The 14660-nt window shown below is 56.7% G+C and carries 12 protein-coding genes and 1 pseudogene; 3 read left to right on the forward strand and 10 right to left on the reverse strand.

Annotated features, from left to right (window positions below):
• Positions 1–3: 3 nt before the first annotated feature.
• From ACFFK0_RS22395 to modA, 3 genes are all read right to left on the reverse strand, one after another.
• Positions 4–450: a carboxymuconolactone decarboxylase family protein gene (locus tag ACFFK0_RS22395; RefSeq protein ID WP_377472594.1), complete on the reverse strand. Its 447-nt coding sequence runs from the start codon at positions 448–450 to the stop codon at positions 4–6.
• A gap of 98 nt (positions 451–548) precedes the next feature.
• Positions 549–1211, reverse strand: a complete 663-nt coding sequence (gene modB / locus ACFFK0_RS22400; RefSeq protein ID WP_377472595.1) for a molybdate ABC transporter permease subunit — start codon at positions 1209–1211, stop codon at positions 549–551.
• A gap of 11 nt (positions 1212–1222) precedes the next feature.
• A complete protein-coding gene (modA, locus tag ACFFK0_RS22405) occupies positions 1223–2074 on the reverse strand; it encodes a molybdate ABC transporter substrate-binding protein (RefSeq protein WP_377472596.1) in 852 nt (283 codons plus the stop codon).
• 239 nt (positions 2075–2313) lie between these two features.
• Here modA and ACFFK0_RS22410 point away from each other — a divergent pair, with 239 nt between their 5' ends.
• Positions 2314–3267, forward strand: a complete 954-nt coding sequence (locus tag ACFFK0_RS22410; protein ID WP_377472597.1) for a substrate-binding domain-containing protein — start codon at positions 2314–2316, stop codon at positions 3265–3267.
• A gap of 63 nt (positions 3268–3330) precedes the next feature.
• Here ACFFK0_RS22410 and ACFFK0_RS30695 read toward each other — a convergent pair whose 3' ends face one another.
• The 4 genes and pseudogenes from ACFFK0_RS30695 to ACFFK0_RS22425 form a co-directional block, all read right to left on the reverse strand.
• Complete coding sequence (locus tag ACFFK0_RS30695; RefSeq protein WP_512700679.1) at positions 3331–4302, reverse strand: DUF8832 domain-containing protein; 972 nt, start codon at positions 4300–4302, stop codon at positions 3331–3333.
• Between the two features lie 30 nt (positions 4303–4332).
• A pseudogene (locus tag ACFFK0_RS22415) lies at positions 4333–6768 on the reverse strand (heavy metal translocating P-type ATPase); the annotation flags it as partial.
• A 98-nt stretch (positions 6769–6866) separates the two neighbouring features.
• Positions 6867–8258: an MFS transporter gene (locus ACFFK0_RS22420; protein WP_377472598.1), complete on the reverse strand. Its 1392-nt coding sequence runs from the start codon at positions 8256–8258 to the stop codon at positions 6867–6869.
• Between the two features lie 292 nt (positions 8259–8550).
• Positions 8551–9813, reverse strand: a complete 1263-nt coding sequence (locus ACFFK0_RS22425; RefSeq protein ID WP_377472599.1) for a helix-turn-helix domain-containing protein — start codon at positions 9811–9813, stop codon at positions 8551–8553.
• 125 nt (positions 9814–9938) lie between these two features.
• Between ACFFK0_RS22425 and ACFFK0_RS22430 the strand changes: the two genes are divergently transcribed.
• Both ACFFK0_RS22430 and ACFFK0_RS22435 read left to right on the forward strand, forming a co-directional pair.
• On the forward strand, positions 9939–10760 hold the full coding sequence (locus tag ACFFK0_RS22430) for a helix-turn-helix transcriptional regulator (RefSeq protein WP_377472613.1): 822 nt from the start codon (positions 9939–9941) through the stop codon (positions 10758–10760).
• 13 nt (positions 10761–10773) lie between these two features.
• Positions 10774–12048, forward strand: a complete 1275-nt coding sequence (locus ACFFK0_RS22435) for an MFS transporter (protein ID WP_377472600.1) — start codon at positions 10774–10776, stop codon at positions 12046–12048.
• A 51-nt stretch (positions 12049–12099) separates the two neighbouring features.
• Here the strand turns inward: ACFFK0_RS22435 and ACFFK0_RS22440 are convergent, their stop codons facing one another.
• The 3 genes from ACFFK0_RS22440 to ACFFK0_RS22450 form a co-directional block, all read right to left on the reverse strand.
• The gene (locus ACFFK0_RS22440; RefSeq protein WP_377472601.1) at positions 12100–12396 is read right to left on the reverse strand and encodes a hypothetical protein; all 297 of its coding nucleotides are present in this window, start codon (positions 12394–12396) and stop codon (positions 12100–12102) included.
• Positions 12380–12814, reverse strand: a complete 435-nt coding sequence (locus ACFFK0_RS22445) for a heavy metal-responsive transcriptional regulator (protein WP_377472602.1) — start codon at positions 12812–12814, stop codon at positions 12380–12382. Before ACFFK0_RS22445 ends, ACFFK0_RS22440 begins: the two co-directional genes overlap by 17 nt.
• 74 nt (positions 12815–12888) lie before the next feature.
• Entirely contained in the window at positions 12889–14028 is a 1140-nt protein-coding gene (locus tag ACFFK0_RS22450) for a glycosyltransferase (protein WP_377472603.1), read from the reverse strand.
• Between the last annotated feature and the right edge of the window lie 632 nt (positions 14029–14660).

Below are 14660 nucleotides of genomic sequence, written 5' to 3' on the forward strand. Positions count from 1 at the left end.
GGGTTAGAGGAAGCAGCCCGGGAACATTCCGGTCGCCACGCCAAGACGATTCCATCCGTTAATGGTGTTAATGGCAAGGATGAGGGCCGCGATTTCGCTCTCCTGGAACTGCGCCCGAACACGGGCGTACACCTCATCCGGCAGCCCCGCGTCGGAAAGCCGCGTCAAATACTCGGTCAGCTCCAGCGCCGCCTTCTCCCGTTCGGTATAGATCGGCACTTCCCGCCAGACGGACAGCAGCAAGATCCGGTCGAACTGCTCGCCCATCCCCTGCAGTTCCTTGGCATGCATGTCGATGCAGAAGGCGCAGTTGTTGAGCTGCGACGCCCGGATTTTTACAAGCTCGTATAAGGTTTTGTCAAGACCCAGGCTTTGCACGGACGTCTCCAGCTGCAGCATGATCTCGAACACTTTCGGGTTGGCTTCGCGGTGGTTCATTCTAAGCTTCATGGAATTTCCTCCTCGGTTGGGGTTAGTCAGTTCAATATCTAAGACAACTGAGGGAGGAATTTTGTGAAAAGGAAAAGCCGCTGCATGAGCGGCTATTTTCAAGAACTAGGTTTTTGTCTCGTAAGCAGCAACAATATAAACGAAATCACAATGATGGATCCCGTCCAAGCCCATGCCATCGCCGTATTGCCCGCATCCACCGCAACGAATATCGCTGTAGGAATCGTCTGCGTTTTCCCCGGGATGTTTCCCGCTATCATTAACGTCGCCCCGAATTCGCCAAGGCCGCGGGCAAATCCGAGGATGTAGGCGGTAACTAGCGAACGAAACGTTAATGGAAGCGTAATGTGTCTGAACACCTGCCATTCATTCGCACCGGTTGAACGCGCGGCTCCCTCTATATCCCTATCTACGGATGAAAATCCTGCCTTCATCGTTTGATAGACGAGCGGAAAGGCGACCACGACCGATGCGATCACCGCGGCCCACCAGGTGAATATAATCGGTGCGGCAAAAAGCCACTCTATCCATTTCCCAAACGGGCTTCTCCGGCCCAAAATGACTAACAGGATAAAGCCAACCACAGTTGGCGGAAGAACTAGCGGCAGCATAAAGGCTGTTTCAAGAATCGTTTTGCCCGGGAACGATTCTCGGGACATCCGCCAGGCGGCAGCCACACCGAGTATAACGACGATTAGGCTGGACAGAACGGAAACTTGCAGCGAAAGCTTGATCGGGCTCCAAAATTCATGCCAATTCATAACGGCCTCAACTAATTCAGGACGGAGAATCCGTATTTTACAAAAACGTCAAGCGCTTCTTTGGACTGCAAATAGGTGTAAAAGCCTTCGGCCTCTTGCTTATGCTTCGTTGCCTTTACGATTCCGATCGGGTATTCGACAGGTGTATACGCTTTAGGATCTACGGCGAATGCGACTTTTACTTTCCGCGAGGTTAATGCGTCTGTTTTGTAGACGAACCCGACGTCGGCATTTCCCGTTTCCACGTATTGAAGAACTTGTCTTACGTCTTTCCCTTGAACGAGCTTGGACTGAAGGGAATCCCAGAGCTTCATGCTGGTGAGCGCTTCTTTGGCATAGGCTCCCGCCGGTACGCTCTCCGGAATGCCGACCGCTATGTTCTTTATTTCGGACTTGGACAAATCCGCAGCGTTTGCTATCGATGCTTTGCCGTCAGCGGAAACGACAGCCACCAATTCGTTGCTGAGCACATTTTTTTGTTGAGCTGCCTCGATGAGCTGCTTGTCCACGAGCGCTTTCATGTTTTTGGCCGCCGCGGAAAGGAACAAGTCGGCAGGGGCTCCCTGCTCGATCTGCTGCTGCAAGGCACCGGATGCGCCGAAGTTAAAGTTCAATTTGATATTCGGATTTTTCGTTTCGTAAGCCTTTTGAATGTCCTTAAGCGCATCGGTCATGCTAGCCGCAGCGGATACCGTTAGCTCTACGGTTGCAGTCGGTGTTGGGCGCGGTGCATTCGGACTTGGAGCTTGCGTACCGGCGTTTCCGGCCGTTGTCGAGCTTGGCGCCGTACCGCAGCCTGCTATCGCTAACGCCAAAGACAAAACAACCATTAAAATCGAACTATTCTTCACGTTCTTTATCATAAATCCCCCTAGAAAGTTATGTTTGATTATAATTAAACAAAACTATTATACTTCCGTAGGAATAAACTGTAAACCAATTCAACCTAAATATATCTAAACTTAGTTAAATCGAAAGTTATTCATAGTTTAGCGGGCACCCCTGTCTCCCTGCAGCCGGTTTCGACTTCGTTTCGTTCGACTGTGTTATAATTAGTTTCAAAACCAAGCAGCTTTTTGCAGCAAAGCGGGAGGATCACGATATGTCCCATGACATGTCTTATACAACAGAGGAAATCGCCAAACTCTTGAAAATATCCAAGCTCACCGTCTACGATCTGATTAAAAAAGGGGAATTGCCTTCCTACCGGGTCGGCAAGCAGATGCGGGTGGATGCCGCAGATCTGGAGGCGTACAAACAACGCGCAAGAATGGTCGCGATTCCCGCAAACCCTCCTGTAGAAGCCCGTTCGCCCGTACATGCCCAACCACTGGCTTCCCTTAGTCCGAATCGCCCCATCGTGATAACCGGGCATGATATCGGCTTAGATATTTTGGCCAAGCACATGGAAAAAAGCATCCCCGGCATCCGGCCCTTACGTTCGTTTGTCGGCAGTCTCGACAGCTTAATATCCATGTACAAGGGCGAGTCCGACATCGTCAGCACCCACCTCCTGGATGGAGATACCGGAGAATACAACCTGCCTTATATTCGTAAGCTGCTTGTCGGAGCTTCCTATGTCGTCGTCAATCTGCTCACCAGAAGTGCAGGCTTGTACGTCAAGCAAGGAAATCCGCTCGGACTTAACCAATGGTCCGATCTAAGCCGTCCGGGACTGCGATTGGTGAATCGGGAGAGAGGCTCGGGCGCCAGAGTATTGCTGGACGAACAGCTTCGTCTTCACGGCATCAAGCCCGCGCAGCTTGCCGGATACGATCATGAACAAACCAATCATCTCGGAGTGGCGATGAAAGTCGCGTCAGGCGAAGCCGATGTGGGCGTAGGGATCGAAAAAGCGGCGCACATTGTCGGGCAAATCGATTTCATCCCTTTGATCCGGGAGCGTTATGATTTGGTGATGCTGAAAACCCCGGCCAATCAAGCCTGGCTCCCTACCCTTTTGCAAATCCTGCAGTCCGAAGCCTTCAAGAAGGAGCTGCAGGCGATTCCGGGGTACGACTTATCCCGTACTGGGGACATCTTGTTCGAAGCTTGAGCGATTCCCGGAACAACGAAACAAGCCCCTCATCATCATGAAGGGCTTGTTTCTCTCCATCTATTAAGGCACTTTCACCACATACGGCACGGTAAACACTCGATCGTTGTGCTTGAACTGCGCCCATATTTTGTACACGCCGCTCTTCGGGAACGTCGTCATGAACTTCGCTTCGGGTCCGGCCGACTTCTCATCCAGCGGGTGTACGTGCAAGTAGTTCTCCGTATCCTCGGTCAGGATAACCACGTGACCGACCGCGCCCAGGTAAGGCTGAAGGTTCGTAATCGGGGCCCCGGATTTTTCATCCTTTATGGCAAAATTCAACGTTACTTCTTTCCCTGCAGCCAGCCCCTCGACCGAAAGCGCCACCTGCTTGCCGTCCGCAGCTTTCGTCAAGGCAGCGTCCGGCGTCACCGCTGCAGCCGGGGCGGCTTCGCCCTCCAGGCGCGTCCAGGCCATCTTGCTCATGGCGCTGCCTCCCGTCGGAACGATATCCGCGATCAGCTTATAATCGCCTCCCGCCGGGAACTGCGTCGTGATCTCGAAGAGACCGCCGCCCTTGTATTCCGGATGGATGTGGTTAAAGAACGACAAGTCCTTGCTGACGATAATCAAATGCAGCTTCTGTTCGTGGCTCACCTCGAAATTTTCGATCGGCTTGCCGTCCCGCTCGAAGCGCACCTGAACAAGCGTGTCCTGCTTCGCATGCGCATGACCGTCGCCAATCGTCCATACCGCCTTGACATCCTCGGCTTTGATGGCCGTCCCCGCGCCGTGTCCGCCGCCCTCGGCATGCCCGTGCCCCGCAGCCGCTTCAGCAGCACCGCTGCTTGCCCCTGCAGGGGCTGCCGCCCCAGCACTTGCTCCGCTGCCGGAAGCCCCATGCCCGCCGGTGCCGGTGCCGGCGCCGCCGTGTCCACCCGCCGTGCTTGCCGGAGCCTCCGCCACAGGATTTTTGGTGTAATAATCTTTCGTGAAGCTGTACGTAGCAAGCACCGCCACCGCCAATATCAGCACATACAAAATTCGTTTCATCCAAAGCGCCCCTTTATTCGGATTGTAGTCCACCTTGATCCGCTGCAGGTCCAGCGCATTCAGCACGACCGACACCGAGCTCATCGCCATCGCCGCTCCGGCCACCCATGGAGCGAGGTAGCCCATCGCCGCAATCGGAATGCCGATCACGTTGTATCCGAGCGCCCAGACCAAATTTTCTTTGATGTTCCGCATCGTCTTGCGGCTCATGAAGATCGCGTCGGGAATGCTGTTCAGATCGCCCCTCATCAGCGTAATATCCGCCGCCTCCATGGCAACGTCGGTACCGGTGCCGATCGCCATGCCGATATCCGCGGTCGCCAGCGCCGGCGCATCGTTGATGCCGTCCCCGACCATCGCCACTTTGCGGCCTTCCTGCTGCAGTTTCTTCACCTCTGCGGCTTTCCCTTCCGGAAGCACCTCCGCCAGCACCCGGTCGATGCCGACCTGCGCCGCGATCGCCCGGGCCGTCCGCTCGTTGTCGCCGGTGATCATGATGACCTCGAGCCCCATCTCTTTCATGCGGGCCACCGCCTGCCGCGACGTATCCTTGATCGTATCCGCCACGGCCACCATGCCGGCGTACGCCCCGTCGACCGCAACGAGCATCGCCGTCTTGCCCTCTTCTTCAAGCCTGCTCATCTCAGCCAGCGCTTCCGTCACCTGAACATCGTGCTTCGCCATCAGCTTCCGCGTGCCGACCAGCAGCTCGCGCCCTTGCACCGCAGCGCGGATGCCGTATCCCGGCACCGCTTCGAACGAATCCGCAGCCGGCACGGCGATGGACCGAGCCTGAACGCCGGCTACAATCGCTTCGGCGAGCGGGTGCTCGGAGTTTTTCTCCGCCGCGGCAACGAGCGCCAGAAGCTCGCGCTCCGTCAGGCCTCCCGCCGCAACCGTAACGTCGGTTAGCTCCGGCTTCCCTTTCGTTACGGTGCCGGTTTTGTCCAGAACGACGGTCGTGATGCGCTGCGTCGACTCCAGGTGTTCGCCGCCCTTGAACAGCACGCCAAGCTCCGCCGCACGGCCCGATCCGGCCATAATCGATGTCGGCGTCGCCAGTCCGAGCGCACACGGGCAGGCGATGACCAGCACCGCGATCGTCTTCTCCAGCGCCCCTGCGAAATCGCCCGGCTCCACCCAGAAATACCACACCAGGAACGTAACGAGCGCAATCCCGACGACGATCGGCACGAAGATGCCCGAGATCACATCGGCGATCCGCTGAATCGGCGCCTTCGACCCCTGCGCTTCCTCAACCACCTTAATGATTTGCGCCAGCGCCGTCTCCCGGCCGACCTTCGTCGCCCGAATGCGCAGCACGCCGTTCTTGTTCATCGTCGCGCCGATGACCGGGTCGCCCGGCTGCTTCCCGACCGGAATGCTCTCGCCGGTCAGCATCGACTCGTCTACGGACGAAGAGCCCTCCAGCACTTCGCCGTCAACCGGTATTTTCTCGCCCGGCTTCACGATGATCACGTCGCCCGTCACTACAGCTTCCAGCGGAAGACTCAGCTCTTGGCCGTCCCTGACGACGAGCGCCGTCTTGGCCTGCAAATTCATCAGGGATTTGATCGCTTCGGAGGAGCGGCCCTTCGCCAGCGCCTCAAGCAGCTTGCCGAGCACGATCAGCGTGATCAGCACAGCGCTCGTTTCGTAGTACAGGGCCGGAGCGTGCATCGCTTCCGCATCCTGCGCCCAAACTAAGGTTTCGTACAAGCTGTAGAAGAAAGCCGCCGACGTGCCTAACGCCACGAGCACATCCATATTGGCGCTGCCGTTGCGAAGCGCCTTATAAGCCCCGACGTAAAACTGCCTGCCGATAATGAATTGCACCGGCGCGGCCAGCGCGAGCTGAAACCACGGATTCATGAACAATTCCGGCGACCAAATCCATGAAGTAAAGGAGAAATGCCCGACCATCGCCCAGAGCAGCGGCAGAGAGAGAAGTGCGGATACGAGCAGCTTGAGCTGCTGCGCCCGAATCGCCTTCTTGCGGTGATCCCCCGCTTCCGGCCGAGCCTCCTCCTTCACAGCCGCCTTGTAGCCGAGCTGCTCCACCTTGCGGATCATGTCCTGGGGCGAAACTTCCGCCGGCGAGTACTCGACGCGGGCCGTCTCGAGCGCCAGGTTCACGTTCGCCTGCGCAACCCCCGGCAGCTTGCCGAGCCCTTTCTCGATCCGCGTCGCACATGCCGCACAAGTCATCCCGGTTATCGTAAAATCGATTGTTTCCTTCACCGTGCCGTAGCCGAGCGCCTGAATCTTCTCCTCGATCGCCGGAAGAGTGACTTTGGCCGGATCATAGGTCACCGAAGCCTGCTCCAGGGCGAAATTGACCGTCGCTTCCGCGACGCCCTCCATGCGGCCCAGCCCCTTCTCGATCCGGTTCGCACAGGCTGCGCAAGTCATGCCGGTAATTTGCAGCGTCGTTTGGCTTGGTGCGGATGTAGATTGATTTTGCATAGTTATCACTCCGTATATACCCCATTGGGGTATCAGTATGTTCTGATTATCACTATAATATACCCCCCATACCTATGCCAACATACAGGGGGCCCGTATTATGCAGCCGGCGTCCGCTTCCGCAAGCCGATAAGCACCAGCGCCAGGCTAACGGCGGACACTGCTGCGCTTGCCGCGAACAGCACCGTAAACCCTTCGGCGAAAGCCGCCGCCAATACGCCTGCCACCGTCGGTCCCATCGTCGAGCCGAGCGAGCGGAACAAGCTGACATAGCCGACCGCCGCGCCGGTCTCCTTCGGCTCCACCGTCTGCAGCATCAGCATGTTAAGCGGAGCGCCGGTAATGATCCCGATTCCGAAGCCAAGTACAACGAGCACCGGAATAAGAGCAGCCGCACTGGATACCAGGAATGCCAGGCACAGCGCCCCGATCGCACTGATCACGAAGCCGAGCTCCAGCACGCGTCTCGCGCTGATCCGGTCAACCAGCACGCCGCCCGCCAGCGACGCCGCCATCGAAGCCGCCGCCAGAGGAGCGACCATGTAGCCTGAACTGCCAGCCGCCAGTCCCAGTACCTTCTCGGTAAAATAAGGCATCATATTCGTCGCGGAAGCCATCACGAAGCCGGACGCCATGGAAGCCAGCAGCAAGATCAGCGAGTTCGCTCTCGTGAAGTACCTGACGTTCATGACCGGGTCTGCCGCTTTGCGCTCCACCAGCACTAACCCTGCGGCGAAGAGCAGCCCGATTGCGGCGACGGTTATATTTTTTGCGGTAATGCCGTACATGATCGAAATCAAAGCAGCCGTCAGCAGGGCGATTCCCGGCAGGTCGATCGGCTTCTTTACCGGAGCCTGCGCCTGGCGGTAAGTAGCGATGAGCGCGATGATCACGATGGAAATCGGTACGTTGACGAGGAAGATCCACTGCCATGCCAGCTGCGAGATGAGCAAGCCGCCGATGATCGGGCCGAGAATCGTACCGACGCCGAACACCGTGCCGATCAGCCCCATCATGCGTCCTCTGCGCTCAGGCGGATATGAGACGGCGATTTGCGCAGCGGTAATGGGGAATATCCCCCCGGTACCGACAGCCTGCACCGCGCGGCCGGCCAGAAACCAGCCGAAGCTCGGCGCGAACGCCGCCAGCAGCGAACCAAGAGCGAACATCGAGATGCCGAACATGAACGTCCTTTTGCGTCCGAAGCGGTCCGACAGCTTGCCGAGAATCGGAATGCTGACCGCGAACAGCAGTGTGTACATGGTGAAGCTCCATACCCCCCAAGTCGCATCGACGGCGTACGCCGCCATGATCGAGCTGAGCGCGGGCCCGACGATGCCGTGATCCAGCGCCCCCATGAAGATGCCGAGCAAGAACGTGAACGTCACCATCGGTTTGCTTAAGCCGGTCCGCACAGCGGGTTCCGGTATCGCGGGGCCTGCAGCCGTCTGCGTCAGGCCTGCCTTTGCTGTGTTCGAAGAAGTTGTCATTGTATGTACTCCTTTCGGAAATTGAGTTTTACGGTTGGCGAGAAGTTGCATCTTTCTTGGATTCATAATACCATACCCCCCTACCCTATGTAAACCGTCCTTCCAAAATTTCTTCTTAAAAATGTATCATCCCGCTTTCGTTAATTGAAAGAAGTTAAATTTACGATATTCTCCTGCCGGTTCGATTGCCTTTTTCCGCTTCTCGTTTAACCATTCCGGACGAGTCTCGCGCGGGCGAACGCCAAATAGGCTGCCGAGTATCCTCGATAGCCTGAGTTTGTTGGGCGCGCCGTTACATGTTGCGGGACATTACGTGGTAGCATTCGGCCGCTTTCCGGTATGATTTTCGCTCATAATAGTAGTCCCCGAGCTGCTTGCCGATGCTCTTGACCTGGTGGTGCTGGTTCATCTTCACGCAGTAGTCGAGCAGCCGGTGCAGCTCCTTCTCATATTTGCGGGTATCTTCGGTGTACCTGTACAATTGGGCGCGCAGCAGGTGCAGCTCGATATCGAACAGCACCTCTTTGTTTTGCTCGGCGTACCGCTCCGCGATTTGCAGACATTCCGCCGCCTTCTGCCAGTCCCGAAGCTGCAAATACACCTCGATCAGCCTTCGATAGTTTTGCTGAACCTTCGTCGAGTCCGGCAGCTTGGCGAACCGGTCGAGCGATCTATACATGAAAGCGACGGCCTGCTCGTACTCCCCGGCAAGCTGGTGCGCCCGCCCGAAGTTATAGTCGATCGCCGCCAGCAGCTCCTCGTTGCCGTCCTCCCGCACCAGCTCCCGCGCTTCCTCCACGCATTGCATCGCCTCCTCCGGCCGCTTCGCAAGCAGGAATTGAATGCCGCGGGTGAGCACCAGGTTCGCCGTCCGGTTCGGATCGTTCAGCTGCTTGATATGGAAACAAGCCTTCTCGGAATAATATAAGCATAATCCCACATCGTATTGGAGACGTTGATGAACGAGGCTCAGGTTAAAATAAAGCCGGGCCTTGTCCTTATGGCTGCGGTCTTTCGCGAACGTCTCCGAGCGCAGCAAGTATTGATTGGATTTGACGAAATCCTGCAGGTTGAAAAACAACAGCCCGCAAGCTTGATAATAGTAAAATAATACGAACTCCGGGGTCTCCGTATCGTTCTCCTTCACATATTTCAAGGATGCGGCATAAAGCTCCAGCCCCGCTTTGTACGTCGAATTCAGGTAGTGGTAACGGATCAGGACCGCGTACATCATCAGATAGGTCTCGTTGCTGTGCACTTCAAGCAAATGCAGGCTCAGCTTGGAAATATCGTCTCCGGTAATAAGGTCCCGCTCCCAATAAGCTAAGAAAATGCCCCTTATTTCGTCCTCGAATCGCACGGAGGCGGGCTGGAGCAGATCTTCGGGCTGCACGCCGAGCCGCCCCGCAACCTCATGCAGGAAGCGGGAGGAGGGGCTTGCCAGATTGTTTTCGATTTTGCTTAAGTAAGCGACGGAGGAAATCCCTTCCACAAGCTCGCCTTGGGTCATCCGCTTCCACAAGCGCAAATTGCGGATGCGATCGCCTGGATTCATGCTGTCTCACCCCGTAGGAATAGGTTTGCGCATTTGCACTTTGCCATTTTTTGAAAATTATGATAGCATGGTGATGCGAACGATTGTTCTATAAAATATTACAGCCTGAGGGGACGGTGCTGTCGGTGACGGTCCGATATGCGGAAATCGACGAAGTGATCTCGTTCATCCATCAACATATCTACGACCCGCTGCCGCTTGCCCGGCTCGCCCGGCATGTGGACTACAGTCCGTACCATTTCACGCGCATCTTCAAGGAAAGAATCGGGCTGTCCCCGCTGTACTACGTATCTTCCCTTCGCTTGCAGAAGGCCAAGGAGCTGCTGCTGCGAACCGGCTTAAGCGTCCGCGACGTCGGCCTTGAGATCGGCCAGCAAAGTCTCGGCACGTTCACCACCCGGTTCACGGAACGGGTCGGCATGACGCCATCCGAATTCCGCAGTGCGCCGCCGCAAACGAATGAGCATGTCCGTTCGCTGCAGGAGCTGGACAATTGGCGCGAGCCGGAGTACTGGGGCGCTGACGGATCAGCGGTCATCGAAGGAGCGGTCGGCTCCGCAGTCCCATTCGACGGCTTCGCTCTCGTCGGTCTGTTCGCGAAGCCGATTCCCGAAGGATTCCCGCTGTACGGGACGCTCGTCGCCGCCGGCACATCGTTTCGCTTGACCGGCGTGAAGCCCGGCACGTATTATTTGATGGCGACGTCGATCTCTTGGGGCATGCAAGCACTCGATATTTTACTGCCGGAGATGACGCTGCGCACCCGCGCTCACCGGCCGCTGATCGTTTATCCTTATGCTCCCGTGCCTTATCAGCAGGTTACGCTGCATCCGCCCAGACCCGACGATCCGCCGATACTCGTTTCTTTGCCGCTGCTCATGAACCGTTTTCTGGAGCGTGTGCGTTCCGCCCGGGAAAGTGAGCCGCGGAAGTATTCCCATACATAAAGGAGTGTTATCTTTGAGTACGCTGCAACCCGGCGCCAAGGCGCCCAGTATTTTCGGAAACCGGTTCCTGCAAACGATTCTGCTCTCGAACATTCTGCTGCAAATCGGCATCTGGGTACGGAACTTCGCGATCTTGTACTACGTCGCGGAGAAGACCTCCAACAATGCATATGCCATTTCGTTTATTTACGTTGCCGAATATGCGCCGATCTTCATCTTCTCGTTCATCGGCGGCACGCTGGCCGACCGCTGGCGGCCGCGGCGGACGATGATCTGGTGCGACCTGCTGTCGGCCATTTCCGTATTCGTCGTGCTCCTGGCGATTCATTTCGGCTCCTGGCAGTCGGTTTTCCTGGTCACGCTCATTTCGGCGATTCTATCGCAGTTCTCGCAGCCGTCGGGAATGAAGCTGTTTAAGCAGCATATCCCGGAGGCTCAGATGCAGCAAGGCATGGCGCTGTTCCAGTCGCTCATCGCCATCTTCATGGTGCTCGGACCGATGCTCGGTACGTTCGCCTACTATCGCTTCGGTCTGGAGTCGTCGATCGCGGTCATGGGTGTCGCGTTCCTGCTGTCCGCACTCGTGCTTGTCCGTCTGCCGAAGGACGCCGTCGAGCAGAAGCCGCCGCTGGAGAAGGGGCAGTTCCGCAAAGAGTTGAACGAAGGGTTTCGTTATGTATGGCAAAGTCCGGTGCTCCGCATTCTAGGGCTTGTGTTCATTCTCGCCGGGCTCGCGGTCGGCATCGCGCAGGCACTCAACCTGTTCATCGTCACCGAGCGCCTCGGCAAGACCGAAGAATTCCTGCAATACATGCTCATGGTTAACGGAGCGGCCATGCTTATCGGCGGCGGTGTCGTCGCGGCATTCGCGAAGAAGGTCGCTCCCCAGCTGCTGCTGGCGGTCGGTATGATCGTCGGTGCCGTGTGTACCGTCATCGTCGGCTTCTCGACAAGCGTGCCCGTAACTCTCGTTACCCAGTTCGTCAACGGTCTCGTGTTTCCCTGCATCCATATCGGCATCAGTACGATGATGCTAAAGTGGTCGCATGAGTCGATCGTCGGCCGGGTCTCCGGTGTGCTGAACCCGATGTTCATCGGCATGATGGTCATTTCGATGTTGTTCGCCGGCGCCCTGAAGGACGCCTTCTCGCTCGTAGCGATTTACGCCGGAGCGGGGATCCTCTTCGTGCTGGGGGCTCTCTCCTTGATGACCATTATGGGCCACAAGGCGCCTGAGACGGCATCCTCCGGCGAGCAAGGGGCTGCCCCGGAGCCGCATATGCATTGATGGCATGGAAAGAGCTGCCCGAGCGAACGCCCGCGGCAGCTCTTTTTTCCGCTATTTCGCCTTCTTGCGCACAAGCCCGGCTGCCCACTGGTGTATTTGTCGCACTGCACTCGGGCTTTTCTCTTGCAGGAGCAGCTCCACATCGACGACTTCCCCGCCGACCGCAACAGCCGGAAACGTCCGGATCCCGTAGTCCTGCACTTTGCTGCCTGCCAGCTCTCTGTTCTCGTCCTTGCTCGTATCGTAAACGACAATATGGCATCTAGGACAAGCCGTCTCTCTTACACGCTCAATGATATGCCCGGAGGTCGGACCTCCGTCTACGAATACTTCAATCGTTGTCCCCATCGTTCGTCTTCCTCCCCGCAATTTGCCGTATGACCGGACAGGCACCGCTCGCATAAGGCGTCTCATCGAGAGGGATATCCGTCACCTTCTGAAGTAAAGCCTTCAAAGCTTCCAGCTGCCCGATGCGTTCCTCGATTTCTTTGACTTTCGAAGCGGCATACCGGCGCATCTCCGCTACGGGCGGCATGCTGTCCTTCTTTCGCAACAGCAGCAAATACTGAATTTCGGCAAGCGTAAACCCGACTTCTTGAGCGCTCTTAATAAATTGAATGTCCCCGACGGCGTCCTGTGAATATAAGCGGTAGCCGGATTCGCTGCGCGCCGGCTCGGCTAGCAGTCCGCGCTTCTCATAGTAACGAACCGTCTCGGTATGGACCGATGCAGCGCTCGCCAATTGACCGATCGTCAGCGCCTTCATTCCAACCCTCCTTGCCATGATCATAAACCCTGTACCTAGGTACAGAGTCAAGCCAGACTGCCGCCTGACCGATCTTACGGATTCGCGGCCAACCTCAGCGCTTGCTCGAACTTATCGATAACCTGACTAACGGCAAATTGAGAGACGGACGCTGCGCACACCTCCGCCGACGGCAGCGACAGCTCGCCGTAGATTACAGCCCTTAACAGCTCGGCAAGATCGTGCGGCTGGCCGGGTTGAAATAAGTAGCCGTTTACCCCCGGCAGTACGAGGTCTTCGGGGCCGGTGTCACAGCGGCTCGCGATAACGGGCAGCCCGCGCGCAAGGGCCTCCCCCAGCACCATCGGGAAGCCTTCGTAGTCTGACGTCAGCAGCAGCGCGGTGGCCTCTTGCACAGCATTCCAAGGGCTGCTTACCCAACCGTGCCAGCGTATATTCCCGGCAATGCCGAGGCCCGCGGCCATATGTGTGAGCGCCTCCTCCTCTCGGCCGTTATCTCCCAAGGAGCTTCCGTACACGTCCAGCCGCCAGTCGAGTCCGCGCAGCTGTCCGAACGCCTGCAGCATGACGTCGAGGCGCTTCTGCTCGTTGTCCAGCCGGCCCATATACAGGAATGTCGGCCTCCCGGCACGCTGTATCTTCGTACCGCCGCCATCCGGAATCGGGTTGTGGACAATTGTCACCGGCTTGTCCGGCATGAGCTGCTCAAGCTGCCTTCCGATTCCCGAGGAAATGGCTAAGTGAGCGTCAGCATATCGGATCGCTCCCGGAGATGCGAGACGATTCAGCGGATTGTGAATCCAGGAAACGATCGGCGTCCGGCGGGCTAACCGTTTCGCGGCGCTTCTCGCGATCGCGTTCGTCAACGGCATATGAACGGCCACGATGACATCCGGCTCCGGCAGCTTTTGAAGTATGCTCTGCAGCTGGAGAACGGGAAGTATTTCCGAGCCGGGGGAAGCGGCAGAGAACACGGCTGTACCGGGTGTACCTGACGGACCGGCTTGACGCTCCGGGTATGCATCCCCGACTTCTAAAGAACAATCGACAAAACAAGGCAATGAGCGGAAATACGCTTCCGGACTGCCCGGCAGCACTCCCGCACACAGGACGCGTACGTCATGCCCTCTCTTTGCGAGCTCGTTCGCGGTAATCGCCAAGACTGTTTCCAGTCCGCCTCTTGATAAATAACCCGTGTAAAAATAGATCCGCATCGCGCCCCCCTTACTCCGTCCATCGTCATTGCTCTGCTTCCATTGTAACTGCCTGCCGTTTGAATAAGCAAAGACGGGGCACCCGGCCATGCACAGATCTTCTCCCCGTATGGTGTTTGGCACAGTCACCCGGTAAGGGGACCGTTCCGCTTTGTATAGCTCACAACACGGCATAGAAACCGGAGGCAGCTCCCACGGTCCTTCCGGTTTAGCGGATCATGTGCATATTTTGCAATAGGCTATTGTGAATAATGGAGCAATCATTCTCCACCGGAAAAGCCTGCGTCTATAAAGGAAAATCACGAACAGCCAAATGTCTAAGCCCGATTAGCGCGAATATGCAGGCATCTGAAATTAGTAAGTCCATAACCGCCCCTTCGCGGCAAAGATGCCTCTACTTTTATAGGTATTTCTCTCTGATAGCTGGTTATGATTAAAATGGCCGCACTTTCACATTCATCGTTTGATCAGAAGCCCCATTCAGCTCCGTCAAATATCAAAACGATGATAGGAAAGGAACGTCCACCCCAATTTTCACACCTCCTGGCATATAAAAAGGACCTCATCTCCCACCTTGAACTTGTGGGAAACGAGGTCCTTGTATACTTATAACGAATCTCCGTCTTAATCAA

This window comes from Paenibacillus chartarius, assembly GCF_042432825.1.
GTDB lineage: Bacteria > Bacillota > Bacilli > Paenibacillales > NBRC-103111 > Gordoniibacillus > Gordoniibacillus chartarius.